Genomic DNA, 24,585 nt, shown 5'->3' on the forward strand with positions numbered 1-24,585 from the left:
AATACTTAACTTACTATGAAGGAATTTGGTGAGTGCTGTAAAAATAATATACGAGAAGTTTCTAAAATTGATAATTGCTTTTGTTATTTTTATTGTGAGAAAAATTCGCAAAAAATGACGATTAAAGTAAAAATATAAAGATTTTCTTTAGTGTGATATAGGTTGTTAAACCTTGTGAAAGCGAATTACTTATGCTACACTTTATGTAACTTAAAATGAACGGAGGGGCTTCCTTTGATCTTAATCAGATTACGTCTCAATACTTTGTGCCAATAATTGAATAGCGCTCAAAGGCTCTGTCTGTGTACAGAGTGAACGGGATTGGTCTGCCTATTTTAAAGGAACCCTTTATTAAGCTTATATGTGAAAAAGAGGGAGGGACGAATACGCCCTCTTTTTGTTTTGCCTTTATAAATAGAATGGGATTGTATAAGTGAACACTTACTGTGGATACGTATACAATCTTGGGACTTTTTGACTATAAAATAGGATGAAAGCATAGCTTTCTTCTATTTCTTTGGTGAACCCTTATCCGTTTACGAAAACACAGGCAGCGACCTGTGTTTTTTATTTTACGTAATCGAAATGGAGGAATAAATATATGGAAGAAGTATTACAAAGAGCAGTTTTAGTTGGAGTAAATGTAGGTAATGAAGATGATTTTGCATATTCGATGGAAGAGTTAACAAATCTTGCGGAAGCTTGTGATGTAGAGGTAATTGGGCAAGTAACGCAAAATTTACAACGAGTAAATCCATCGCATTATATCGGAAAAGGAAAGATTGAAGAAGTTGCAGCGTATGTACAAGAAATAGATGCGAATATGGTCATCTTTAATGATGAAGTATCTCCTTCACAAATTCGAAATTTAGAAGAGGATTTAGATTGTAAGGTAATTGATCGTACCATTTTAATTTTAGATATTTTTGCGCAACGTGCGAAAACGAAAGAAGCACAGCTACAAGTAGAAGTAGCACACCTTCAGTATATGATGCCTCGTTTAATCGGTCTTCGTGAATCGTTAGGGAGACAGAGCGGCGGCGTTGGTACGAAAAATAAAGGTGTCGGTGAAAAGAAGTTAGAGTTAGACCGTCGTAAAATTGAAGAACAAATTTCAGTTTTGAATAAAGATTTAGAAGCGCTCGTTGCCCAGCGTCAAACGCAGCGAAAGCAGCGTAAGAAAAATGAAATACCTGTTGTAGCATTAGTAGGTTATACGAATGCAGGAAAGTCAACGACGATGAATGCAATGCTTGAAATTTATAATGGTACAGAAGAAAAACAAGTATTTGAAAAAGATATGTTATTCGCGACGTTAGAAACATCTGTACGAAATATTGATTTGCCAGATAATAAATCATTTTTATTAACAGATACAGTTGGATTTGTAAGTAAATTACCACATCATCTTGTGAAGGCGTTCCGTTCAACGTTAGAAGAAGTAGCGGAAGCAGACCTACTTATTCACGTTGTAGATTACGCAAATCCAAATTATGAACAATTAATTGATATTACAAATGAAACGTTAAAGAAAATTGGAGTAGAAAATATTCCAACGATCTATGCTTATAATAAATCAGATATGGTAGATGTTGAAATTCCGAAAGTGCAAGAAAATCGCGTTTATTTATCAGCGAAGAAACATGTTGGAATTGAAGAACTTGTAGAAATGATTCGCTCACACATCTATAAAGAATATACGAAGTGTGAAATGTTAATTCCATATGATCAAGGACAGGTAGTTTCGTATTTCAATAATCATGCACACGTTTTATCTACGAGTTACGAAAACGAAGGTACCAAATTACAAATAGAATGTAAAACGAGTGATTACGAGAAGTATAAGCATTTTGCAATTTAATGTAAGAGGCAACCCAGTATGTGATTGGGTTGTCTTTTTTTTTGTACTGTTTTACCGCTGAAAGTTACAAGGATGCAAGCCAATGACGGGAGTTAAGTTATATTTCTGGAAAAAGAAATGAAAGCAGTATAGAATAGAAATGTTTCAAAAGTCAGAATTTATTACACCTACTGTAATAAATATATATTTTGTACAGAAAGGGGAGATTCACATATGCAGGCAGTTTCACACAAAAAAACTGTAGAAACACCGACAATATATCGAATTTTATTTGCGATTAGCTTTGGGCATTTTTTAAATGATTCGATGCAAGCAGTTGTGCCGGCGTTGTTTCCTATTTTGGAAAAAACGATGAATTTATCCTATATGCAAGTAGGGTGGATTGCGTTTGCATTAAATATGACGTCATCGATTATGCAACCGGTGTTTGGTATGTATTCAGATAAGAAGCCGTCACCATTTTTATTACCACTCGGCATGTTTTCAAGTATGCTTGGAATGATTGGACTCGCGTTTGCACCAAACTTTATTATTGTTATTATTTCTGTTTTATTTATTGGTTTAGGTTCCGCAGTCTTTCATCCAGAAGGCGCTCGTGTTGCGTATATGGCGGCAGGTGCAAAACGAGGGTTAGCGCAAGCAATTTATCAAGTTGGGGGAAACACGGGGAATTCTCTAGCTCCTATTTTTACAGCGCTAATTTTCGTTCCACTCGGTCAAATTGGTTCATTAGGTTTTACAGCATTTGCAGCAGTAGGAATTGCATTATTAATTTTCGTATCGAATTGGTACAAAAATGAATTAGCAACCGGTGCTGTAAGAAGGAAGAAGAGGGCTGCACTTGAGGCGGAAAATGCAATTGTAAGTACACACATTAAATTCGTTATTATACTTCTTGTTTTTCTTACTTTTGTACGCTCTTGGTACGGTGCTGGTATCGGGAATTTCTATCAATTTTACTTAATAGAGCATTACGGTTTATCTATAAAAAATGCCCAGTATTTCGTATTCGCATTTATGATTGCTGGTGTGTTAGGAACTTTCTTCGGAGGACCATTAGCAGATAGATTTGGTAAGAAAAATATCATCGTATTTTCAATGTTAGGTTCAGCGCCACTTGCACTGTTATTACCACATGTCTCACTTGTGTGGGTCGTACCGTTATTTTTATGTATCGGTTTTATTAGTTCAAGTAGTTTTAGTGTAATTGTTGTATATGCACAAGAGCTTGTGCCTGGAAAAGTGGGAATGGTGTCAGGATTAATCGTAGGTCTTGCGTTTGGACTTGGAGCATTAGGTGCTGTAGTTCTTGGGAAATTAGCAGATATATATAGCCTGCAATTTATTATGCTATTATGTAGTTGTCTACCATTAATTGGACTCACTTCATGGTTACTGCCAAGTGATAAGAAAACGATAGAATAGGGGATGCGCTATGAAATTGTGTGAAAACGTTACGGAATTAATAGGAGATACACCTGTCGTCCGATTATCTAAATTTATTCCGGAAGACGCAGCAGATGTGTATGTGAAACTAGAAATGTTTAATCCATCGCGCAGTGTGAAAGACCGTGCTGCTTATAATTTACTTCACGTTGCAGAAGAAAATGGTCTCATCAAACCAGGAGATACAATTATTGAACCGACAAGCGGGAATACAGGGATTGGTTTAGCGATGAATGCAGCAGCTAAAGGGTATAAAGCGATTTTAATTATGCCAGATAATATGTCAAAAGAGCGTATTAATTTATTGAAAGCATACGGAGCAGAAGTAGTTTTAACACCAGCAGAACAAAGAATGCCAGGAGCAATTGCGAAGGCGTTAGAACTGCAAAAACAAATACCTAATAGTTTTATCCCGCAACAATTTGAAAATCCAGCTAATCCGAATATTCACCGTTATACGACTGCACTTGAAATTTACGAACAAATGGATGGAGAGCTTGATGCTTTTGTTGCAACGGCAGGAACAGGCGGAACGATTACAGGGACTGGTGAAACGTTAAAAGAGAAATTGCCAAACTTATATATTGCAGTAGTGGAACCGAAAGGATCTCCCGTTTTATCCGGTGGTGTACCAGGTCCTCATAAACTAGTAGGAACAAGCCCAGGATTTATTCCGAAAAACTTAAATACAGAAGTGTATAACGAAATTATTCAAATTGCAGATGAAGAGGCTTTAACGACAATGAGAAACTTAGCTAGACAAGAAGGATTATTAGTTGGGCCATCTTCTGGAGCATCTGTTTACGCTGCAATCATGATAGCGAAACGCCTAGGCGTTGGTAAAAAAGTTTTATGTATTGCGCCTGATACAGGTGAACGTTATTTAAGCATGGGGTTATTTGAATAAAAAGGATAGAAACACCTTAATAGTGAGTAGCTGCTATTAAGGTGTTTGTTTTATGGAATGAAGAGGGGGAGAAGAACAATGAAACTATTAAAACCAATCCATGAATATAGTGAGCATATTACGGCGTATAGACAAGCGTTTTTACACTCAGGGGAACAACCACATGGAAGTAGTTCTTTACAAAACTTTGATTCTCTTGATGAATGGTTTGAAAAAGTGAGTAAACAAGAACTAGGAGAAAATTTACTAGCTAATCGAGTGCCGTCTAGTCAGTTTTTAAGTTTTGAAAAAGGGGAACTTATAGGTTTTGTGAATATTAGACATAGATTAAATCCAGAATTATTACGGGAAAGCGGTCATATTGGATATAGTGTCCATCCGAATAAACGTCGCCACGGTTACGCTACGAAACAACTACAACTTGCATTAGCTGAAGCGCAAAAATTAGGATTGCAGAAAGTATTAATAACTTGCGATAAATCCAATATCGGTTCTGCTAAAACGATTCAAAAGGTTGGAGGTGTGTTAGAAAATGAAGTAGTTTCTTCTCGTACTGGTGAAGTTATTCAGCGCTATTGGATACAAATATGATTAAGTAGGAATTTGAAAAGGTAATGCAAGCTGTAATATCGAAATAGATAAATGAAATATAGGGGATTACTGCAATTTTAGGGGGAAATGAAATGGGATTAAAAGAGAAAGCGATAGAGATGTCAGAGATTTATAGGAAAAATCCGAAAGTAGAAGCTATTATTTTAGCGGGTTCAGTAGCTAGAAAGCTTGAAGATGAACATTCAGATATAGAATTACATATTTTATGGTCAACACCGCCAGAAGATGAGGATCGTAGGGCCCCTATTCATCATATTGATGGGACAATATTATCGTATCATCCGTATGAGGAAGAAGAATGGTCGGAAACGTATTTAACGAAAGAGGGAATTAAATTAGAGATTAGTAACTTTTTAACAGAGACAGTAGAGAAAGTGATTTCGGATGTGGTGGATCAATATGATATAAGTTATGAAAAACAATGTATTGTATCATCCATTCATGATGGTGTTAGTTTGTATGGAGAAGGGAAAGTGAATGAATTAAAAGAAAAAGTAGCGGCATATTCAGATGAACTAGCAAAACGGATGATTTCAGAAAATCTATGGTTAAGTAATCGTTGGCACAATCGAAAGGCGCTTTTAAAACGGAAAGATTGGCTTATGCTTTATGACGTTATTTGCGAAGTACAAAGGAACATATTCGGTGTTTTATTTGGTTTGAATAAAATGTACGTACATCATCCAGCGTTTAAATGGATGCCTAATAATGTGGAACGAATGACTATTAAACCTGAAAAATTATATGAACGTATGGCGGACACATTAATAGGGAATCCAGAAAAAAGTGTGCAGGAGTTAGAGTTGCTAATAGAAGAAGTGTTGCAACAAGTTCATACATACGCGCCAGGAGTAAATGTGGATGAGCAAGAAAAATCTATTTTTTATTTTGTGAAATAGAAAATAGTAATAAGGGGGAAGTTATGGGGTTTTTTAATAGGTTTTTTAAAAAAGTTGAAAAAGTAAATGAGCAAGAAGCTACTCTTCATGAATTAAGTGAAGAATTGTATGTTGAATCACCGGTAGAGGAAGCGACTAGTTACTGGGTATCAATGGCACAAAATATAATTGTTAATGCTGTAAAAGCGGCTGACAATGATGTGGAACGTGCCTTCGTGTTATTGAATTTGAAGAAAGGTGAGGCTTCATTTGATATTTTTTATCAAATAAATGGGCAATTGTATTTCTGGGATCAGCTAGAAAATGAGACGATAAGAAATAGAATTCAGAACGAGTTGTTACCGCAAGCTCCAGAAGTTTCAAATGCAGTAAATGAGCAATTTCGTGGAGCTGATCACCCTATAATTTCGTTCGCACAATTGCAGTTTGAATGGGAAACGAAAGCCTGGTTCTCACATATAATTTGGGAAGATAGCCTTGCTGCTCAATTGCCCAAAAATCAAATTCTAAATGAATGGTTTCGTGTAATTAAAGAAGAAACGAAAAATAGACCACTGGATAGTGATGCGAAATTTTCTTGGTATCCATCAAACTCTTAAAAAATGAATACAGAGAGACAGGTTATGTTTCTAGATGATTTGTATTATTGAATAAGTATCAATAATACGTAATTCTTTTTCTATTGCCTGTTAGAATTCGTTATGTACTAAGCTACTTGTTTTCTAAACTAAAACTTATATTTCGAATTTTTAAATAGATTGTAATACATAAAAATTCGAAATATAAGTTGACACTATTTTTAATGTGTGATAAAAATGATAGTAATCAATTCGGAAAATAATATTTGGGCAATGAAAGGGTATAGTAGTGAATATCTCCCTATTTCAGAGAGCTGATGGTTGGTGTGAATCAGTATATAGATTATTCATGAAGTTCGTCCTGGAGCATCTTTCATAAATCTCATATTTTGAGGAAATGAAAGACGGTAGTTTATACCGTTATCAAATAAAGTGGTGAAGATTTTTTCACAACTAGGGTGGTACCGCGATATTTATCGTCCCTACGTATTTACGTAGGGACGTTTTTTATTTAGGTCCTAACTTTGGTGTGGCTTCATAACTAGGGTGGTACCGCGATATTTTATCGTCCCTACGTTTTTGCGTAGGGGCGTTTTTATTTAGGTGGTTTCTTAGTGTTCTTCACAACTAGGGTGGTACCGCGATAATTTTGTCGTCCCTACGTATTTACGTAGGGGCGTTTTTTTATTATTAGGGAGGAAGTGAACGTATTAGAAAAGAGTATTGATAGAACAATATAAATACCGAATTGTAACAAAGAAAAAGAGATAGAGAGGAGATTAACAAATGAATTCACAGCAATGGACATCGAAATTAGGTTTCGTATTAGCTGCAGCAGGTTCGGCAATTGGTCTTGGGGCGATTTGGAAATTCCCATATATGGCCGGCATTGGAGGAGGCGGAGCGTTCTTCCTAATTTTCATCGGTTTCACATTATTAATTGGTTTACCGCTATTATTAGCTGAATTTGTTATTGGAAGAAGTACACAAAAAGAGGCTGTCGATGCATATAGAGAGATTGCTCCTAAAACGTTATGGCCTTGGTTAGGTAAATTAGGAATTGTAACATGTTTCATATTACTTTCTTTCTACAGTGTTGTAGGAGGCTGGATTTTATTATATTTATGGAATGCAATTACAGGTAGACTATGGGAAGGAAATGGAGCATACGAAGCTACGTTTGGTGAAATCATTTCCAATCCATATTTAGCAGTTGGATCACAGCTATTATTCATCCTTATTACTATTTTCATCGTAAGTAAAGGTGTACAAAATGGTGTTGAAAAAGTAAATAAATATTTCATGCCAGCACTATTCGTTTTATTCTTTGTATTAATCGTTCGTGCACTTACGTTAGATGGTGCTGGAGAAGGCGTTCGTTTCTTCTTACAACCTGATTTCTCACATGTAACATCAGAAGTTATTTTATACGCAATGGGGCAATCGTTCTTCTCATTATCTGTTGGGGTAGCCGTTATGGTAACGTATAGCTCATACTTACCGAAAGAAGAAAGCTTACCACGTTCAGCATTTTCTATCGTAGCCTTAACTCTTGTTATTACATTACTTGCAGGACTTGCAATTTTCCCAGTTGTGTTCGCATTTGGGATGGAACCATCTCAAGGACCAGGACTATTATTTATCGTATTGCCAGCTATTTTCAGTAAAATGGCATTCGGAAAATTATTCTTCATCGTTTTCTTATTACTATTCTTCTTCGCTACGATTACATCAGCAATTTCGATGTTAGAAATTAGTGTTGCATCGTTAACATCAAAAGGTAAAGGGAAACGTGAAAAAATGGCCTTAATCGTAGGGTTATTAATCTTCGTTGTTGGGGTACCATCAGCATTATCATTCGGTATATTAAGTGATCTGAAGATTTTCGGGAAGACAGTCTTTGATTTAGCGGACTATGCAGTAAGTAACGTATTAATGCCACTTGGTGTATTATTAGTTTCTATCTTTGTTCCTTTAAAAATGAAGAAAGATGTATTAATGAAAGAGCTAGGTGTAAGTAAAAATAAAGGTTATAAACTATTCGTATTATGGTTATTCTTACTTCGTTATATCGCACCAATTGCGATTATTATCGTATTCTTAAATGTACTTGGCATTATATAAAAAGAAAGGTAGCGTATCATACAAAGATACGCTACCTTTTTATTTTGCTCTTTTTTGCAATTCATTTACTGTTACGAACTGATAGCCCTTCTTAGATAAAGAATCTAAAATACCTTCAATCGTTTGTAAATTTTCATTTGACTCATCATACATAGAGTGCAGTAAAATGATAGAACCTGGTTTTACATTTTTATTAACGTATTTAATTTTATCAGCCGCAGATTTATAAAAAGTATCGGGCTCAAGATCCCATGTGATTGTTTCGATATTGTTTTTATTTAAATAATATGGCAGCCCTATTAACTTCTTACCGTTAGGGGGCCTAAAATCAATTTCGTCTGTAAATCCTGTTTGGCGGATTAATGAATTCGTTTTTTCTATTTCATCTTTAATAAAAGAAGGTGTTTTGAAAACCATTCTATTATGAGAATATGTATGGTTTCCGAGTTGGTGCCCAGATTGCGCGATAGCTTCTCCTAACGATAAATTTTGCTCTAATTCATTTCCAATTAAAAAGAAAGTAGCTTTAGCGTTGTATTTATCTAGTAGCGGTAATATTTGTTTTACATTGTTAGTAGGGCCATCATCAAAAGTTAAAGCAATCACTTTTTCATTTGTTTCTACGCGTTGTGTTAAATCTCCAAATAATTGAAAGCTTCTTGCGTTCATAAATTTGTATGTTCCGAATAATGCCGTGATAATAAAGAATAGTGTAACGATTGTAATGATAATTTTTTTCTTCATAATGTAACCTCACAATGATTTTTAATTCAGTTAAAAAGTATTATATCAAACTAAGTAATTTCGTGCTTTAAGAAGGGTGTGGATGCAAGGAGAAGGAATTTATCATATAATAAAATGCAAAAGGTATATTAGGAGGTGTTTATATGGCGATTATAATTCAATTGCCAGACACTGCAACGTCTCATGCAAAGCCAAGTATGGAAATGGCGATACTTTGCGTGAGGTAGACAAGTAATATACAATCGCCTATATGAGCTCGTATCATTTTTTATATTTGGCTTTGCACCTTATTGAAATGAACCATAAAAAATAAGGGGCGAGCAGAAATGAAATACGTAAAAGCTAATGCTGTTTTACCAGAGAGTTTAATTACTGAAATTCAAAAGTATATACAAGGTGAAACAATTTACATTCCGAAACAAGAAACGAAACATTATAAATGGGGTACACGATCTGGCGGAAGAAAACAACTAGATGAAAGAAATAAAGCAATTAAAGAAGCGTTTAAAAGTGGGATTGCTATTCATCAACTTGCAGAAGAATATTTTCTTTCTGGGGAAACGATTAAAAAGATTGTGTATTCTAAATAAGAGGAAAAGAGTCTGATTCATATATTACTTTGAATCAGACTCTTTTTGTTTTATGTGTATTGGATATATGAGGTGTGAACGGGCATGATAATAGAAAAAATGTGCCGTTTTTTTATTAAATGGTATACAGAGCACTTGAAAAGTAGAAAGGTGAACATATATGAATCATATTGGACAAATAACGATAGAGCTTTTAGTTGGTTTTTTTGTTCTATTAATTGCTACAAAAATATTAGGGAAAACACAAATATCTCAGCTAACGCCATTTGATTTTATTTCTGCAATCGTCCTAGGTGAGCTCGTTGGAAATTCAATATATGATCCTAAAATTAAAGTATGGTCTATTTTATATTCAGTATTTGTTTGGGTAATTTTAATTTATACTATAGAAGTGATAACACAAAAAGTAAGAGGAACAAGAAGGTTTTTTGAAGGGTATCCTTCAATTATTATTCGTAACGGAAAGATTGATCGTGAACAATTAAGCGTAAATCATTTGGATATAAACCAATTACAACAAATGCTTAGGCAACAAAAAGATATATTTTCAATCCGAGAAGTTGAATATATGATATTGGAACCGAACGGAAACATAAGCGTTCTGAAAAAAAGTAAATACGAATCTCCTACTATAAATGATTTAAGTTTAAAACATAAGCCTGTATACTTACCAATTTCATTAATTAGTGATGGAAAAGTAGTTAAGGATAATTTGAGGGAAGCGGGATTTGATGAAGGATGGCTTTATAAACAAATAAAGCAAAAAGGAATTACTAAATTTGAAGACGTATTATATGCGGAATGGAAAACAGATGATGGCTTCTTTTGTCAGGAAATGCAGCGGTAGAGAATAAGTGATATATGTAATGTTTGTTTCTAAGTTATCTTTTACATATCAAAAAATGTAATCATTGTATACAATAAAACTAGATCAACAATTTGTATGGAGTGATAAAGATGGAAGCGTTTATTAGAAGTGATCAATATAATTTTATAAAATCACAAGCTTATATTTTAGCAAACGGGCATGCAACGGCAAATGATAGAGGTGTAATTCAAGCGTTAAAATCGCTTGCGATTGAAAAGATAATACATGTATTTGAGAATTTAACGGATGAACAGAAAGAGTTAATTGATACGGTATTAACAGTTCAAAATAGAGAAGATGCAGAATCATTTTTAATGAAAATAAATCCGTATGTAATTCCGTTTCAAGAAGTTACAGCACAAACATTAAAAAAATTATTTCCTAAAGCGAAAAAGTTAAAACTTCCTGATATGGAAGAAATGGATATGAAAGAAATATCTTATTTAAGCTGGATTGATAAGGGGTCAAGCAGGAAATTTATTATAGCGAAAAATGATAAAAATAAATTTGTTGGTCTGCAAGGAACGTTCCAAAGTTTAAATAAAAAAAGCATTTGTTCGTTATGTCATGGACATGAAGAAGTAGGAATGTTTTTAGTTGAAATTAAAGGCGATGTACCAGGAACTTTCATTAAAAAGGGAAACTACATTTGCAAAGATGGTGTAGCTTGCAATCAGAATATGAAGTCACTTGATAAATTACATGATTTTATTGAGCGATTGAAGAAATAACGAGAAAACCTCTAGTATTTAAACTGGAGGTTTTTATTTTTTGAAGAAGTAAAATAAGCGTTCTTTGTAAATGTAGATTTATAATGAAATTTGATAAAAATATCTATTATGATACAGTTGCTTATATGCAAGGAGGTAAAACATGGATTACCTTTTATCGAAAGAAAAAGTGAAGCGATGGCCCAAAGATATGATAGCGGCGGGGCGTTGTCATACAGTTGGCCTGAAATCGGATGGCACGGTAGTAGCGGTGGGCCGGAATAAAGAAGGGGAATGTAATGTAAGTGGCTGGCGAGATATTGAAGCAGTCGCAGTGGGCAATGTTCATATGGCAACGAACACGGGTAATGCTCATACAATCGGTCTTACATGTGACAGTACTGCGGTAGCACTGGGTTGGAATAAGCATGAACAATGTGATGTAAACGATTGGCATAATATTGTAGCGGTTGCGGCAGGGTGGCGTCGTACTATTGGCCTGAAATCGGATGGCACGGTAGTAGCGGTGGGCCGAAATAAAGAAGGAGAATGCAATGTAAGCAGTTGGCAAGGTATTGTGGCAGTCACAGCGGGTGACTGGCATACAGTCGGTCTTAAATTGGACGGCACATTGACGACTGTGGGGAATAATCGATATGGTCAATGCAATGTAAGTAGCTGGCGAGGTATTGTAGCGGTCAAGGCTGGGTATCTTCATACTGTTGGTCTTAAACGAGACGGTACGGTGACAGCAGTGGGGAATGATAAACATAACCAGTGTGATGTAAGTGGCTGGCGAGATATTGTAGCAATAGTGGCTGGTACGAATCATACAATCGGACTTAAATCAAACGGTACCGTGGTGGCAGTGGGTTGGAATGAGTATGGTCAATGTAACGTAAGTGATTGGAGAGATATTGTAGCGATAGCGGCTGGTTGTGCACATACAGTCGGACTAAAATCAGACGGCACGGTGATCGCGGTAGGTAATAATGAATTTGGCCAATGCGATGTAGTTAGCTGGCGCGACATTCGGTTACCTGGCAAATAGTCAATTTACAATAAATCATTAGTAATATTATTCTATTTTAGGAGTAATTATGGAATAGGATATGTAGAAAATAATTAAACTTAAATCTGCTGAATAAGAATCTCTTTTGAAAAGGGATTCTTATTATTTTTCATAAAATGAGGGTGTAAATGGAATTTTTGAACAAATTTTATTTCAAAATTACAGTAGAAGATATAAATTAAAAAGTATAGAGGAGATAAAGGAATGCTTAAAAGGTTTTTACTTTCTTTACCGGATGTTTTACTTATATGTATCGTTCTCTACATAATGTACACAAATTCTTTTAGTTTTGGACAGATGCTAGTAATTTCCATTGCAATCGGAATTATTGGTGGTCTTGCTATTAGAATTTGTAAGGATGTATTCACGTATATAAGATGGACAATTAAACAAAGAAAAAATTGAATATGTTTAATAGTTATTAGGAGGGAATGAAATGACTAAGAAAAAGAATAGAGTGAAAAACGAGATAGTACTTTGGTCACTAACAGCAATTGTTCTGTTAATTGTATGGTACTTTTATCAAAAATAAAAACGCAACGTACTAAAAAAGCACGATGCGTTTTTATTATTTTTTTTGCCAATTTTCTTTTATAAAGTCTTCACGCCCAGATTCTTTTTGCTCAGTAGCATATTTCTCTGGATTCTTTTTATAGAAATGTTGGTGGTATTCCTCTGCTTCGTAAAAAGGTGCAGCAGGACGAATTTCAGTCACGATTGGATCTTTAAACATACCGCTTTCTGCAAGAGCTTGTTTTGATTTTTCAGCAAGCCCTTTTTGTGTTTCGTTATGATAAAAAATAGCGGTACGATAAGATGGACCACGGTCAAAAAATTGTCCGCCATCATCAGTTGGATCGATTTGTGGCCAATATAAGTCTAGTAATTTCTGATAAGGAAAAATAGAAGGATCGAATGTAATTTGAACAACTTCTAAATGTCCAGATGTTCCAGCTTTTACTTGTTCATATGTTGGGTTTTCTACATGACCTCCTGCATAGCCAGAAAGTACTTTATGAATACCAGGAAGTTCATCAAATGGTTTTACCATGCACCAAAAGCAACCGCCTGCGAAGGTTGCGAGTTCGTATGTTTTTTCGGACATTGCTGTAATCCTCCTAAATGTATATGTTTTATATAGTATTATATAAATTGTTTTATTGCGCAATAAAAAAGATTTGAAAATATATGTTTTTTACAAACAAGATCCTCCGCTCACATCAATTAATTGTCCAGTAACCCAGCGGCTGTCTGGAGAAGCAAGGAATGCAGCAGTATCGGCAATGTCTTCTACTTCACCTAAGCGATTGAAAGCGGAAATAGTAGTAGCGTACTGCTTCATCATCGGGTCGCTCAAGAGTTCTGCATTCATATCTGTTTTAATAAATCCTGGAAGTATTGCATTCACCGTTATTCCTCGTGCTCCAAGCTGTTTTGCTAGCGTAAAAGTCATTGTATTAATAGCGCCTTTCGTCATACTATATGCAACAAAATCAGGTAAAGAAATGCGGGTGGCAGCGGATGAAATATTAATAATTCGGCTATTGTCACGTAAACGTGGCAGTGCTTGTTGAATGATAAAGAATGGTGCTTTTGCATTTACTGAAAACATTCTATCAAAAAATTGTTCAGTCGTTTCTTCAATAAAAGCACCAGGACCAATGCCAGCATTGTTTATTAAAATATCAAATTGTGTTTCACCAGTGCGCTTTTGTAATTCAGTATCTAAAGCTTTATAAAGGTTTTCTACACCGTGTAAGGATTCTAAATTTGCGCCGATAGAAAAAGCTTGGCCACCATTTGATTGAATTTCATGAACAGTTTCTTCAGCGTCATCTTTTCGATTACCGTAATGAACAGCAACCAATGCACCGTCATTTGCTAAACGTTTAGCGATTGCTCGTCCAATTCCTCGGCTTGCTCCTGTAACTAACGCTACTTTCCCTTTTAACATAGTTTCCTCATCTCCTCATAAACTTTATAAGTTTTTCTTTATGTAGTAATGCAAACATACTTAAGTAATATATGAGTGTATGTAAGTAATGCATTCCAATTTTGATTTGAGAAAAAATAAATAGAATGAATTTTGATTTTTTTGAAAAAACATGTTGACAACGAAAAGAACAACGTCCTATAATACGTGTAACAAATAAAAGTTAATTAAGAATTTTCTAATTTTATATGTTGTATATGCAAAGAAGAGGAAAGTAGATGATTATGATCGTTTCAGAGAGCTACTCCAAGGCTGTGAGGGTAGTAACAATCGAATCATTGAAGATCACCTCGGAGCATCGCTTGCGAAAGGGAAACTGAGTAGAGGGCGGCGGCATCGTCTCCGGTAAAAGGACGGAGGTCTGATTGGACCTACAAAGCTTATATTTCGTGAGAAGTATAAGGAAGCTGAGTGGTAACGCGAAACTCTCGCCTCAGCAATCAAAGCTACTAAATTGTAGTAGTTGATTGCTGAGGCGAGAGTTTTTATTTTTAAAAATAGAAGAAGAGAATGCGTAGAAGAGGAGAGTAAATGATAAAGATTGTTTCAGAGAGCTGCCCCGAGGCTGTGAGGGTGGTAACAATTCACTCATTGAAAATCACCTTGGAGCACTACTTTTGAAAACTAGTAAAAAGTAGCGGGGTTGTTCCCGATAGAAAAACAAAAGTCTAATTGGACTTGCAGAGCTTATATTTCGTGAGAAGTATAAGGAAGCTGAGTGGTACCACGATTCCCTCGTCTCAGCAATGGATTGCTACAAGTATGTAAGTAATCGATTGTTGAGACGAGTATATTTTTAAGGTTTATATACTGAATATTCTGTTAAAAATACTCATCTCAGCAATCGATGTAGAAATAGGTTGCAAAAAATAGAGAAAAAAAGAGGAGCGATGTGAGATGGGAAACCAGTACATTTACATGAATGGGGAATTTGTAGAAAAAGAAAAGGCAGTTGTTTCAGTATATGATCACGGTTTTTTATACGGAGACGGTGTATTTGAAGGGATTCGTAGTTACGGAGGAAATGTATTTTGTTTAAAAGAACATGTGAAACGATTGTATGAATCAGCGAAATCTATTTTACTAACAATTCCAATGACGGTAGAAGAAATGGAAGAAGCAGTTTTACATACACTCCAAAAAAACGAATATACTGATGCTTACATTCGCTTAATTGTCTCAAGAGGAAAAGGTGACTTAGGGCTCGATCCGAGAAGTTGTGTGAAGCCGAGCGTAATTATCATTGCAGAACAATTAAAGTTATTCCCACAAGAATTTTATGATAATGGGCTAAGCGTTGTATCTGTTGCATCAAGACGTAATACGCCAGATGCGTTAGATCCACGTATTAAGTCAATGAATTATTTAAATAACGTACTTGTGATAATTGAAGCAGCACAAGCAGGAGTGTTAGAGGCTCTTATGTTAAATCAACAAGGATATGTTTGTGAAGGTTCTGGTGATAATGTTTTCGTTGTGAAAGATAGAAAAGTATTAACCCCGCCATCCTATTTAGGAGCATTAGAAGGTATTACGAGAAATAGTGTTATCGAGCTATGTGAGCGACTGAGTATTCCGTGTGAGGAAAGACCGTTCACTCGCCATGATGTATATGTAGCGGATGAAGTATTTTTAACAGGAACAGCAGCGGAGTTAATTCCAGTTGTAAAAGTTGATTCGAGAGAAATTGGAGATGGGAAACCAGGAAGTGTAACGAAACAATTGACCGAAGAATTTAAAAAATTAACGAGAGAAAGAGGAGTACGTGTTCCCGGGCTGACGGAAAGCTTAGCATAAATAAGGAGAGGAGTTAATGGAAATGAAGCAGCAGTATACAGCGTATGAGAAGTTACAGTATGAAGAAATGACAGGCGCTGGGCACGTGATTCAATGTTTGAAGAAATTGGGTGTAACGACCGTTTTCGGCTATCCAGGCGGAGCGATTTTACCAGTATACAATGCGTTATACGAAAGTGGTTTGAAACATGTTTTAACTCGTCATGAGCAAGCTGCCATTCATGCGGCTGAAGGATATGCGAGAGTTTCTGGAAAGGTCGGGGTAGTCTTTGCTACCTCTGGCCCAGGGGCGACAAATTTAGTTACGGGCTTAGCAGACGCTTATATGGATTCGATTCCTTTAGTTGTCATTACCGGTCAAGTTGCGACGCCTTTAATTGGTAAAGATGGATTTCAAGAAGCGGATGTTGTCGGAATTACAGTACCTGTTACGAAGCATAATTACCAAGTTCGTGATGTAAATCATGCATCACAAGTTGTGCAAGAAGCTTTTTACATCGCCAAAAGCGGACGACCGGGACCAGTATTAATCGATATTCCAAAAGATGTTCAAAATGCAAAAGTCACCAGTTTCTTTAATGAAGAAGTTGATATTCCGGGGTACAAACCAGAACTTGTACCAGACAGCATGAAACTTAGAGAGGTGGCTAAAGCAATTTCAAAATCAAAGCGTCCACTTCTTTATATTGGAGGAGGTGTCATTCATTCAGGTGGATCCGATGAACTCTTCGAATTCGCAAGGGAGAACCGTATTCCAGTCGTTTCAACTTTAATGGGACTTGGTGCATATCCACCGGGAGATCCATTGTTTCTAGGGATGCTTGGTATGCATGGGACATACGCTGCTAATATGGCGGTAACAGAATGTGATTTACTACTTGCATTAGGTGTTCGCTTCGATGATCGTGTAACAGGAAAATTAGAACTTTTTTCTCCGAACTCGAAAAAAGTACATATTGATATTGATCCTTCTGAGTTTCATAAAAATGTAACTGTAGAGCATCCGATTGTTGGTGATGTGAAAAAAGCGTTACACATGTTGTTACATATGTCTATTTATACACAAACAGACGAATGGCTTCAGAAAGTAAAGGCATGGAAAGAAGAATATCCACTTTCTTATAAGCAAAAAGAATCTGAGTTAAAACCACAGCATGTGATCAACTTAGTAAGTGAATTAACGAATGGTGAAGCGATTGTCACAACAGAAGTAGGACAGCATCAAATGTGGGCTGCTCACTTCTATAAAGCAAGAAAACCTCGGACGTTCCTTACTTCTGGAGGATTAGGAACGATGGGGTTTGGTTTTCCAGCAGCAATCGGTGCTCAGCTAGCTAAAAAAGAAGAACTTGTCATTTGTATTGCAGGTGACGCTTCTTTTCAAATGAACATTCAAGAACTACAAACAATTGCTGAAAATAATATCCCTGTAAAAGTATTTATCATAAATAACAAATTTTTAGGGATGGTAAGGCAATGGCAAGAAATGTTTTATGAAAATCGTTTATCAGAATCAAAAATTGGATCACCAGATTTTGTGAAAGTAGCAGAAGCTTATGGAGTAAAGGGATTAAGAGCAACAAATTCAACCGAGGCAAAACAAGTGATGTTAGAAGCATTTGCTTATGAAGGTCCTGTCGTAGTTGATTTTTGTGTAGAAGAAGGTGAAAACGTATTTCCGATGGTTCCGCCAAACAAAGGGAATAACGAAATGATTATGAAGAGGTGGGAAGAATGAGTCATACTTTTTCACTCGTTATTCATAACGAGCCAAGCGTCTTATTACGTATAAGTGGGATTTTTGCTCGGCGTGGTTATTATATTTCTTCTTTACATTTAAAAGAAAGAGATACTAGTGGTGTTTCTGAAATGAAACTCACAGCAGTTTGTACTGAAAATGAAGCGACATTACTTGTTAGTCAGTTGAAAAAATTAATTGATGTTCTGCAAGTAAATAAATTATAAGGAGTGTATGGAATATGAAAACATATTATGAAAAAGATGCAAATGTAGAGTTATTACAAGGAAAAACTGTTGCAGTAGTTGGTTATGGATCACAAGGTCATGCGCAAGCACAAAATTTACGTGATTCTGGTGTAGAGGTTGTAGTTGGTGTTCGTCCTGGTAAGTCGTATGAAGTAGCGAAAGCGGATGGATTTGAAGTAATGTCTGTTTCAGAAGCGGTTCGAACCGCACAAGTTGTACAAATGTTATTGCCAGATGAACAGCAAGCTCATGTGTATAAAGCAGAGGTAGAAGAGAATCTTCGTGAAGGACAAATGTTACTTTTCTCACATGGATTTAACATTCACTTCGGACAAATTAATCCGCCAAGTTACGTAGATGTAGCGATGGTCGCGCCAAAAAGTCCAGGTCATCTCGTTCGCCGTGTATTTCAAGAAGGAAATGGTGTTCCAGCATTAGTCGCAGTGCATCAAGATGCGACGGGAACAGCGCTACATGTAGCACTGGCGTATGCAAAAGGTGTAGGGTGTACACGTGCGGGGGTAATTGAAACGACATTCCAAGAAGAAACCGAAACGGATTTATTTGGTGAGCAAGCTGTACTTTGCGGCGGGGTAACTGCACTTGTGAAGGCCGGGTTCGAAACGTTAACGGAAGGTGGATATCGTCCTGAAATTGCATACTTTGAATGTTTGCATGAATTAAAGCTAATTGTTGACTTAATGTACGAAGGTGGATTAACGACTATGCGCCATTCTATTTCAGATACGGCAGAGTTTGGAGATTATGTAACAGGATCGAGAATTGTTACAGATGAAACGAAGAAGGAAATGAAGCGTGTTCTGACAGAAATTCAGCAAGGTGAATTTGCGAAGAAATGGATTTTAGAAAATCAAGCAGGGCGTCCGACGTATAACGCAATGAAAAAAGCAGAACAAAATCATCAATTAGAAAAAGTGGGAGCAGAGCTTCGTGAAATGATGAGCTGGATTCATGCACCGAAAGAATTAGTAAAGAAATAGAGTAAGAGAGTATAAATGAAAAATATGTAAGAGGGGATTTGACAAGATGAGAAGTGACATGATTAAAAAAGGTTTTGATAAAGCACCGCACCGTAGTTTATTAAAAGCAACTGGTTTGAAAGATGAAGATTTTGATAAACCTTTCATAGCGATTTGTAATTCTTTTATTGAAATTATTCCAGGGCATAAACACTTGAACGAGTTTGGGAAACTTGTAAAAGAGGCAGTTCGCGCGGCAGGTATGGTACCATTCGAATTCAATACAATTGGAGTTGACGATGGTATTGCGATGGGACATATCGGTATGCGTTATTCTCTTCCGAGTCGTGAAATTATTGCAGATTCAGTAGAAACGGTTGTAAATGCACACTGGTTTGACGGCATGATTTGTATCCCAAACTGTGACAAAATTACACCAGGTATGATGATGGCTGCACTACGTATTAATATTCCGACTGTGTTTGTTTCAGGCGGCCCGATGGCGGCTGGAAAAACGTCAAAAGGAGAAGTTGTTGATTTAAGCTCTGTTTTTGAAGGGGTAGGAGCTTATCAATCTGGGAAAATTTCAGAAGAAGAATTAAAAGATATTGAAGATCATGGCTGTCCATCTTGTGGCTCTTGTTCGGGTATGTTTACCGCGAACTCTATGAATTGTTTATGTGAAGTATTAGGTTTAGCTCTTCCTGGTAACGGGAGTATTTTAGCAATTGATCCAAGACGTGAAGAGTTAATTAAACAAGCAGCAGAGAAATTGAAAATTTTAATTGAAAGAGATATTAAGCCGCGTGATATTGTAACAGAAGAAGCAATTGACGATGCTTTTGCACTTGATATGGCGATGGGTGGATCAACGAATACAGTATTACATACGCTAGCACTCGCACAAGAGGCAGGACTAGATTATGATATGAACCGTATTGATGCAGTTTCAAGACGTGTACCTCATTTATGTAAAGTAAGTCCAGCCTCAAATTGGCATATGGAAGATATTGATCGTGCGGGCGGGATTAGTGCAATTTTGAAAGAGATGAGCCGGAAAGAAGGAGTACTTCATCTTGATCGAATAACTGCTACTGGGCAAACATTAAGAGAAAATATCGCTGAGGCAGAGATTAAAGATAAGGAGGTTATTCACTCTCTCGAAAACCCTCATAGTGAAGAGGGGGGCTTACGTATATTAAAAGGAAATCTTGCTAAAGATGGAGCGGTTATTAAAAGCGGTGCAACAGAGGTAAAGCGTTTTGAAGGGCCTTGCGTTATTTTTAATTCACAAGATGAGGCACTTGCGGGTATTATGCTTGGGAAAGTGAAAAAAGGAGATGTAGTTGTCATTCGTTATGAAGGACCAAGAGGTGGCCCTGGTATGCCAGAAATGTTAGCCCCAACATCAGCAATTGCTGGAATGGGATTAGGTGCTGAGGTTGCATTATTAACAGATGGACGTTTTTCTGGAGCTTCACGTGGAATTTCAGTAGGACATATTTCACCAGAAGCAGCAGCGGGCGGGATGATTGCACTTCTTGAACAAGGGGATATTGTATGTATTGATGTTGAAGAACGCTTGCTAGAAGTAAGGGTGAGTGATGAGGAATTAGAAAAGCGTAAAAAAGAATGGAAACGACCAGAACCAAAAGTGAAAACTGGCTGGCTTGGACGTTATGCACAAATGGTAACATCGGCGAATACAGGGGCTGTTCTGAAAATCCCACATTTTGATTGAGCCAATTTAAAAGAGATAAGGATGATATATAATGGTGCAAAAGGTAAAGGAGAGAGTGAAAATTGAAGATATCTTAATGGCCCATAATTGCATGAAAGATATCGTTATTAAAACACCGTTACAACGTGATACAGTTTTATCTGAGAAATATGATTGTGACGTTTATGTAAAACGAGAAGACTTACAATTAATTCGCTCTTTCAAAATTCGTGGTGCATACAATTTGATTCAAAGTTTACCGAAAGAAAAGTTACAAAACGGTGTTGTTTGTGCAAGTGCTGGTAATCATGCGCAAGGAGTTGCTTATACGTGTAATTTATTGAAGATTCCGTCAAAAATATTTATGCCCACAACAACACCGAAACAAAAAGTATCACAAGTACAATTTTTCGGTGGTGATTTCGCAGAGATTGTATTAGTTGGTGATACATTCGATAGCTCTTTCCAAGAAGCACAGTGTTATTGTGAAGAAAATAGAATGACATTTGTTCATCCGTTTGATGATCCGTATGTAGTTGCTGGTCAAGGGACAGTGGCAGTTGAAATTATGCATGATATGGAGAAACCGGTTGATTATATCTTTACAGCAATCGGTGGTGGTGGATTAGCATCAGGAGTTGGTACATATGTAAAAGGTGTTAGTCCTACTACAAAGGTTATTGGTGTAGAGCCAATGGGAGCTGCATCTATGAAAGAGGCTTTTCTTCAAAATGAAAATGTAGCATTGGAGAAAATAGATAGCTTTGTTGATGGGGCAGCTGTTAAAAAAGTAGGAAAGTTAACATTTGAAACTTGTAAAGATGTAATTGACGATATTATTTTAGTACCAGAGGGGAAAGTTTGTACGACGATTTTAGAACTGTATAAGAAAAATGCGATTGTAGCTGAACCGGCTGGTGCACTCTCTATTGCAGCGCTTGATTTATATAGAGATGAAATAAAAGGTAAAACAGTTGTATGTACGCTAAGTGGTGGAAATAATGATATTGATAGAATGCAAGAAATGAAAGAGCGTTCGCTCATTTATGAAGGACTGAAACATTACTTTATCATTGAATTTCCGCAACGTTCAGGTGCGCTAAGAGAATTTCTTGATAAAGGATTAGGACCAGAAGATGACATTACGCGCTTTGAGTATATTAAGAAACATAATAAAGAAAATGGTCCAGCATTAGTCGGAGTAGAATTAAAACATAAAGGAGATTATGAGCAATTAATTACTCGCTTTAAAGAAAATAATATTCAATTTATGGAGCTTAATAAAAACCCTGTTTTGTTTGATTTGCTTATTTAATAGAAGGGAAGAGTTAGCATCTAAATAAAAAAGATAGATACAAGCGATTGAATATAGTGCTTGTTCTATCTTTTTTATAGTTAAACTAGGTACTCATTAAATTCAAGAAGAATAAAGCTAGCTAACCAAAAGAGTATCGCAATACGAATGATTACATACATTGTAAATTCAAAAGGAGTAAGATTTCTCTCTCGCTTTATTTTTTAAATAGTCTCACAGAATAAAAGGAACATAAAAGTAGAACTGCTATAGACATTTTATAAACGTTTTCTAACAAACTTACATTTTCTAATAAGTCTTTCAGCATGTTTATCACCTATTCTGTAAAGTATATTACAGAGAAATAGATCTTGAGCTGTCTAGTTTCGTTTGTTTTTTATTTTCCCTGTATCATCAATTTCTACATCAGTTGAAATTGTTTGTAAATATTGAAGAGCTTTTTTCTTTTCTCCCTCATTTACAGGGGAAACTTGGTTGTTGCGAATGGTATAAGGATTGAATGACATTTGGACATCCTTTCCTTTAAAAGTTAAAGTTAATACGCCAGTTTCAGCGCTTTTCCCATTCACATAACTCGGGAATAAAAAGTTACCTAATGAGTAAGCGATAGGAACTTTATTATAATACTCAAACCCTTGTAACCAATGTGGATGGCTTCCGACAATTGCGTTAGCTCCTGCTTCAACCATTTTAGGTACATATTGCTTTTGGTATTCTACCGGACGATTTGATTTTTCAACGCCCCAATGCATATAGACGATTAAATAGTCTGCATCTTGTTTTTGTTCTTTAATTGTTTTTGTTACAAGATTTAAATCATAGCCATTCGCAACGCCAGGTTTATTCTCACCAGCTACCCAATTAGAATCAGGCATAAATCGAACGAAGGAAAGAAATTTAAACTTTTTCCCTTTTACGGTCATTTCTCGTGCTGTATATGCATCTTTCGCATTTTTTCCGGCTCCAATGTAAGGGAACTTTAATTTTTCTACGTGAGAAATCGTATCTAATAATCCATCTTGCCCATAATCAAGTGTGTGGTTATTCCCAATATTTACGATGTCATATCCAGTGTTTTTAATAGCTTGTAGTGTAGATGGATCACTTTTAATCCAAAACAGTTGCCCAGGTGCTTTCTTTTCTTTCGTTGTAAATGCCGACTCTAAATTCACAAAAGAAATATCAGCTTTTTTTATTTCTTCTTTCACATGTTGGAATGGGTAATCAGCCCCATTCTTTTCGATTATAGGACGTAATTGCCAATCAAACATTGTATCACCAGAGAAGGTGAGTGTGATTTCTTGGTCTTCTATTTTCTTTTCGCTTTTTGAAGCGGTTTTACTAGATTTGTTTTGCAAATCGGGTTTGTCTTTTGCTTTTGAAATAAAAGAGTAATTGATTAATAAAACAATCGGTGTAATGAAAAAGGCTATTAACAAAAATCGTTTTAGTAAAGTTTTCATATATACCTTCCCTTTTAATATTATCCCGCAATTAAATTAACACTGAATCTATTAAAGGTAATTAAAGTTACAAAAAATAGCGGGTTATGTAGTGGAAAACATTTGTTAATATTCTCAATATTAAGTTAACATATAGATAACCTGTAAATCAATGTATAAACCAAAATATAGAAATAAAGAATTCGAAGGGTGAAGAATGAGAAATGGTTATATTAGGAGCAGTTGTAAATGGAATTTGTATTATATTTGGTACTTTACTTGGTAAATTATTTAGCAGGATTCCAGAAAGTATGAAAGGGACGATAATGCACGCAATCGGTTTAGCGGTTACTGTGCTTGGGCTTCAAATGGCATTAAAAAGTGAAAACTTTCTTGTTGTCATACTGAGTTTAGTGATTGGTACGGTAATTGGAGAATGGTTACAATTAGAAGAAAAGTTAAAACATTTAGGGGATTGGCTAGAAAATAAAGTTGGATCGAAAGGGAAAGGTAGCATATCAGAAGGTTTTGTAACAGCTACTTTAATTTTTGCAATTGGCGCGATGGGGATACTTGGTGCACTTGACAGTGGGATTCGCGGAAATCATGATATTTTATTTACAAAGGCGATTATCGATGGATTTATTTCTATTATATTAACGACAACTCTAGGAATTGGCGTAGTATTTTCGGCGATTCCAGTTGTTTTATATGAAGGTGGTATTGCAGTTTTTGCAACACAAATTAATAGTTTTGTCTCGAAAGAATTAATGAACAAATTTATAGTGGAGATGACGGCTACGGGCGGCATTATGATATCTGCTATTGGATTGAACTTGCTTAGTATTATTAAAATCAAGGTGGCAAATTTACTTCCAGGTATATTGGTAGTGGGTGTAATTGTTTCAATTATTTATGGTTACGGTTTGTTAGTAAATTAG

Annotated in this window: 23 protein-coding genes, 1 pseudogene and 3 other annotated features; of the genes and pseudogenes, 19 read left to right on the top strand and 5 right to left on the bottom strand. The window is 35.9% G+C overall.

The window, feature by feature from the left end; genetic code table 11:
- Positions 1–601: 601 nt before the first annotated feature.
- The 7 genes from hflX to V7S45_RS08730 all read left to right on the top strand — a co-directional run bounded on the left by hflX (position 602) and on the right by V7S45_RS08730 (position 8,427).
- Entirely contained in the window at positions 602–1,861 is a 1,260-nt protein-coding gene (gene hflX / locus V7S45_RS08700; RefSeq protein ID WP_342761741.1) for a GTPase HflX, read from the top strand.
- A gap of 213 nt (positions 1,862–2,074) precedes the next feature.
- Complete coding sequence (locus tag V7S45_RS08705) at positions 2,075–3,286, top strand: MFS transporter (RefSeq protein WP_001149398.1); 1,212 nt, start codon at positions 2,075–2,077, stop codon at positions 3,284–3,286.
- Positions 3,287–3,296: 10 nt separating this feature from the next.
- A complete protein-coding gene (cysK, locus tag V7S45_RS08710) occupies positions 3,297–4,214 on the top strand; it encodes a cysteine synthase A (RefSeq protein ID WP_000762273.1) in 918 nt (305 codons plus the stop codon).
- 78 nt (positions 4,215–4,292) lie between these two features.
- Positions 4,293–4,805 carry a GNAT family N-acetyltransferase gene (locus tag V7S45_RS08715; RefSeq protein WP_000771271.1) on the top strand — a complete coding sequence of 171 codons (513 nt, stop codon included), beginning with the start codon at positions 4,293–4,295 and terminating at the stop codon, positions 4,803–4,805.
- Positions 4,806–4,897: 92 nt separating this feature from the next.
- Entirely contained in the window at positions 4,898–5,725 is an 828-nt protein-coding gene (locus V7S45_RS08720) for a DUF4037 domain-containing protein (RefSeq protein WP_000523174.1), read from the top strand.
- A gap of 23 nt (positions 5,726–5,748) precedes the next feature.
- Positions 5,749–6,324, top strand: a complete 576-nt coding sequence (locus V7S45_RS08725; RefSeq protein ID WP_000505543.1) for a hypothetical protein — start codon at positions 5,749–5,751, stop codon at positions 6,322–6,324.
- Positions 6,325–6,567: 243 nt separating this feature from the next.
- Positions 6,568–6,790: a binding site (T-box leader), on the top strand.
- Positions 6,791–7,089: 299 nt separating this feature from the next.
- The gene (locus V7S45_RS08730) at positions 7,090–8,427 is read left to right on the top strand and encodes a sodium-dependent transporter (RefSeq protein WP_001088187.1); all 1,338 of its coding nucleotides are present in this window, start codon (positions 7,090–7,092) and stop codon (positions 8,425–8,427) included.
- Positions 8,428–8,466: 39 nt separating this feature from the next.
- On the opposite strand, the gene V7S45_RS08735 is transcribed toward V7S45_RS08730, so the two are convergent.
- Entirely contained in the window at positions 8,467–9,171 is a 705-nt protein-coding gene (locus V7S45_RS08735) for a polysaccharide deacetylase family protein (RefSeq protein WP_000726853.1), read from the bottom strand.
- A gap of 326 nt (positions 9,172–9,497) precedes the next feature.
- Here V7S45_RS08735 and V7S45_RS08740 point away from each other — a divergent pair, with 326 nt between their 5' ends.
- The 5 genes from V7S45_RS08740 (at position 9,498) to V7S45_RS08760 (ending at position 12,816) form a co-directional block, all read left to right on the top strand.
- Positions 9,498–9,761 carry a CD3324 family protein gene (locus V7S45_RS08740; protein ID WP_000878325.1) on the top strand — a complete coding sequence of 88 codons (264 nt, stop codon included), beginning with the start codon at positions 9,498–9,500 and terminating at the stop codon, positions 9,759–9,761.
- 160 nt (positions 9,762–9,921) lie between these two features.
- Positions 9,922–10,608, top strand: coding sequence for a DUF421 domain-containing protein (locus V7S45_RS08745; protein ID WP_001015543.1), 687 nt, complete (start codon positions 9,922–9,924; stop codon positions 10,606–10,608).
- Positions 10,609–10,718: 110 nt separating this feature from the next.
- Complete coding sequence (locus V7S45_RS08750; protein ID WP_025687239.1) at positions 10,719–11,360, top strand: elongation factor G-binding protein; 642 nt, start codon at positions 10,719–10,721, stop codon at positions 11,358–11,360.
- 142 nt (positions 11,361–11,502) lie between these two features.
- Positions 11,503–12,390, top strand: coding sequence for a hypothetical protein (locus V7S45_RS08755; protein ID WP_025687238.1), 888 nt, complete (start codon positions 11,503–11,505; stop codon positions 12,388–12,390).
- 225 nt (positions 12,391–12,615) lie between these two features.
- A complete protein-coding gene (locus V7S45_RS08760) occupies positions 12,616–12,816 on the top strand; it encodes a hypothetical protein (protein ID WP_000919314.1) in 201 nt (66 codons plus the stop codon).
- A gap of 163 nt (positions 12,817–12,979) precedes the next feature.
- Here V7S45_RS08760 and msrA read toward each other — a convergent pair whose 3' ends face one another.
- Both msrA and V7S45_RS08770 read right to left on the bottom strand, forming a co-directional pair.
- Complete coding sequence (gene msrA, locus V7S45_RS08765; RefSeq protein WP_001291883.1) at positions 12,980–13,516, bottom strand: peptide-methionine (S)-S-oxide reductase MsrA; 537 nt, start codon at positions 13,514–13,516, stop codon at positions 12,980–12,982.
- Positions 13,517–13,606: 90 nt separating this feature from the next.
- Complete coding sequence (locus V7S45_RS08770; protein ID WP_000911802.1) at positions 13,607–14,365, bottom strand: SDR family oxidoreductase; 759 nt, start codon at positions 14,363–14,365, stop codon at positions 13,607–13,609.
- Between the two features lie 232 nt (positions 14,366–14,597).
- Positions 14,598–14,843, top strand: a binding site (T-box leader).
- A 67-nt stretch (positions 14,844–14,910) separates the two neighbouring features.
- Positions 14,911–15,150: a binding site (T-box leader), on the top strand.
- Between the two features lie 151 nt (positions 15,151–15,301).
- Here V7S45_RS08770 and ilvE point away from each other — a divergent pair.
- From ilvE to ilvA, 6 genes are read left to right on the top strand one after another with little or no spacing between them, the layout of a single operon-like run.
- Positions 15,302–16,201: a branched-chain-amino-acid transaminase gene (gene ilvE / locus V7S45_RS08775; RefSeq protein ID WP_342761742.1), complete on the top strand. Its 900-nt coding sequence runs from the start codon at positions 15,302–15,304 to the stop codon at positions 16,199–16,201.
- A 22-nt stretch (positions 16,202–16,223) separates the two neighbouring features.
- Complete coding sequence (ilvB, locus tag V7S45_RS08780) at positions 16,224–17,939, top strand: acetolactate synthase large subunit (protein ID WP_025687237.1); 1,716 nt, start codon at positions 16,224–16,226, stop codon at positions 17,937–17,939.
- Positions 17,936–18,166: an ACT domain-containing protein gene (locus V7S45_RS08785; RefSeq protein WP_000019909.1), complete on the top strand. Its 231-nt coding sequence runs from the start codon at positions 17,936–17,938 to the stop codon at positions 18,164–18,166. The genes ilvB and V7S45_RS08785 overlap by 4 nt, the downstream gene beginning before the upstream one ends.
- A 14-nt stretch (positions 18,167–18,180) precedes the next feature.
- Entirely contained in the window at positions 18,181–19,188 is a 1,008-nt protein-coding gene (gene ilvC, locus V7S45_RS08790) for a ketol-acid reductoisomerase (protein ID WP_000861143.1), read from the top strand.
- Between the two features lie 46 nt (positions 19,189–19,234).
- On the top strand, positions 19,235–20,908 hold the full coding sequence (gene ilvD / locus V7S45_RS08795) for a dihydroxy-acid dehydratase (protein ID WP_001255814.1): 1,674 nt from the start codon (positions 19,235–19,237) through the stop codon (positions 20,906–20,908).
- A gap of 31 nt (positions 20,909–20,939) precedes the next feature.
- A complete protein-coding gene (ilvA, locus tag V7S45_RS08800; protein ID WP_000250328.1) occupies positions 20,940–22,202 on the top strand; it encodes a threonine ammonia-lyase IlvA in 1,263 nt (420 codons plus the stop codon).
- An 80-nt stretch (positions 22,203–22,282) separates the two neighbouring features.
- On the opposite strand, the pseudogene V7S45_RS08805 reads toward ilvA, so the two are convergent.
- Together V7S45_RS08805 and V7S45_RS08810 are read right to left on the bottom strand one after the other, a co-directional pair.
- Positions 22,283–22,509, bottom strand: a pseudogene (locus V7S45_RS08805) (hypothetical protein).
- Positions 22,510–22,561: 52 nt separating this feature from the next.
- Complete coding sequence (locus tag V7S45_RS08810; RefSeq protein ID WP_000854540.1) at positions 22,562–23,665, bottom strand: CapA family protein; 1,104 nt, start codon at positions 23,663–23,665, stop codon at positions 22,562–22,564.
- 203 nt (positions 23,666–23,868) lie between these two features.
- On the opposite strand from V7S45_RS08810, the gene V7S45_RS08815 reads away from it, so the two are divergent.
- Positions 23,869–24,585 (top strand): DUF554 family protein, encoded by a 717-nt coding sequence (locus V7S45_RS08815; RefSeq protein ID WP_025687235.1) that lies wholly within the window; start codon positions 23,869–23,871, stop codon positions 24,583–24,585.

It is taken from the genome of Bacillus sp. BR3(2024) (genome assembly GCF_039134555.1).
Taxonomy (GTDB): domain Bacteria; phylum Bacillota; class Bacilli; order Bacillales; family Bacillaceae_G; genus Bacillus_A; species Bacillus_A cereus.

Excerpts from the sequence above, each read along its gene's own strand:
- V7S45_RS08735 (WP_000726853.1), bottom strand. The coding sequence starts at position 9,171 with ATGAAGAAAAAAATTATCATTACAATCGTTACACTATTCTTTATTATC.
- V7S45_RS08770 (WP_000911802.1), bottom strand. The coding sequence starts at position 14,365 with ATGTTAAAAGGGAAAGTAGCGTTAGTTACAGGAGCAAGCCGAGGAATT.
- V7S45_RS08750 (WP_025687239.1), top strand. The coding sequence starts at position 10,719 with ATGGAAGCGTTTATTAGAAGTGATCAATATAATTTTATAAAATCACAA.
- V7S45_RS08760 (WP_000919314.1), top strand. The coding sequence starts at position 12,616 with ATGCTTAAAAGGTTTTTACTTTCTTTACCGGATGTTTTACTTATATGT.
- ilvB (WP_025687237.1), top strand. The coding sequence starts at position 16,224 with ATGAAGCAGCAGTATACAGCGTATGAGAAGTTACAGTATGAAGAAATG.
- ilvA (WP_000250328.1), top strand. The coding sequence starts at position 20,940 with ATGGTGCAAAAGGTAAAGGAGAGAGTGAAAATTGAAGATATCTTAATG.
- V7S45_RS08730 (WP_001088187.1), top strand. The coding sequence starts at position 7,090 with ATGAATTCACAGCAATGGACATCGAAATTAGGTTTCGTATTAGCTGCA.
- V7S45_RS08755 (WP_025687238.1), top strand. The coding sequence starts at position 11,503 with ATGGATTACCTTTTATCGAAAGAAAAAGTGAAGCGATGGCCCAAAGAT.
- V7S45_RS08785 (WP_000019909.1), top strand. The coding sequence starts at position 17,936 with ATGAGTCATACTTTTTCACTCGTTATTCATAACGAGCCAAGCGTCTTA.
- cysK (WP_000762273.1), top strand. The coding sequence starts at position 3,297 with ATGAAATTGTGTGAAAACGTTACGGAATTAATAGGAGATACACCTGTC.
- ilvE (WP_342761742.1), top strand. The coding sequence starts at position 15,302 with ATGGGAAACCAGTACATTTACATGAATGGGGAATTTGTAGAAAAAGAA.
- hflX (WP_342761741.1), top strand. The coding sequence starts at position 602 with ATGGAAGAAGTATTACAAAGAGCAGTTTTAGTTGGAGTAAATGTAGGT.
- V7S45_RS08810 (WP_000854540.1), bottom strand. The coding sequence starts at position 23,665 with ATGAAAACTTTACTAAAACGATTTTTGTTAATAGCCTTTTTCATTACA.
- V7S45_RS08705 (WP_001149398.1), top strand. The coding sequence starts at position 2,075 with ATGCAGGCAGTTTCACACAAAAAAACTGTAGAAACACCGACAATATAT.
- V7S45_RS08715 (WP_000771271.1), top strand. The coding sequence starts at position 4,293 with ATGAAACTATTAAAACCAATCCATGAATATAGTGAGCATATTACGGCG.
- V7S45_RS08815 (WP_025687235.1), top strand. The coding sequence starts at position 23,869 with ATGGTTATATTAGGAGCAGTTGTAAATGGAATTTGTATTATATTTGGT.
- V7S45_RS08725 (WP_000505543.1), top strand. The coding sequence starts at position 5,749 with ATGGGGTTTTTTAATAGGTTTTTTAAAAAAGTTGAAAAAGTAAATGAG.
- msrA (WP_001291883.1), bottom strand. The coding sequence starts at position 13,516 with ATGTCCGAAAAAACATACGAACTCGCAACCTTCGCAGGCGGTTGCTTT.
- V7S45_RS08745 (WP_001015543.1), top strand. The coding sequence starts at position 9,922 with ATGAATCATATTGGACAAATAACGATAGAGCTTTTAGTTGGTTTTTTT.
- ilvC (WP_000861143.1), top strand. The coding sequence starts at position 18,181 with ATGAAAACATATTATGAAAAAGATGCAAATGTAGAGTTATTACAAGGA.
- V7S45_RS08740 (WP_000878325.1), top strand. The coding sequence starts at position 9,498 with ATGAAATACGTAAAAGCTAATGCTGTTTTACCAGAGAGTTTAATTACT.
- ilvD (WP_001255814.1), top strand. The coding sequence starts at position 19,235 with ATGAGAAGTGACATGATTAAAAAAGGTTTTGATAAAGCACCGCACCGT.
- V7S45_RS08720 (WP_000523174.1), top strand. The coding sequence starts at position 4,898 with ATGGGATTAAAAGAGAAAGCGATAGAGATGTCAGAGATTTATAGGAAA.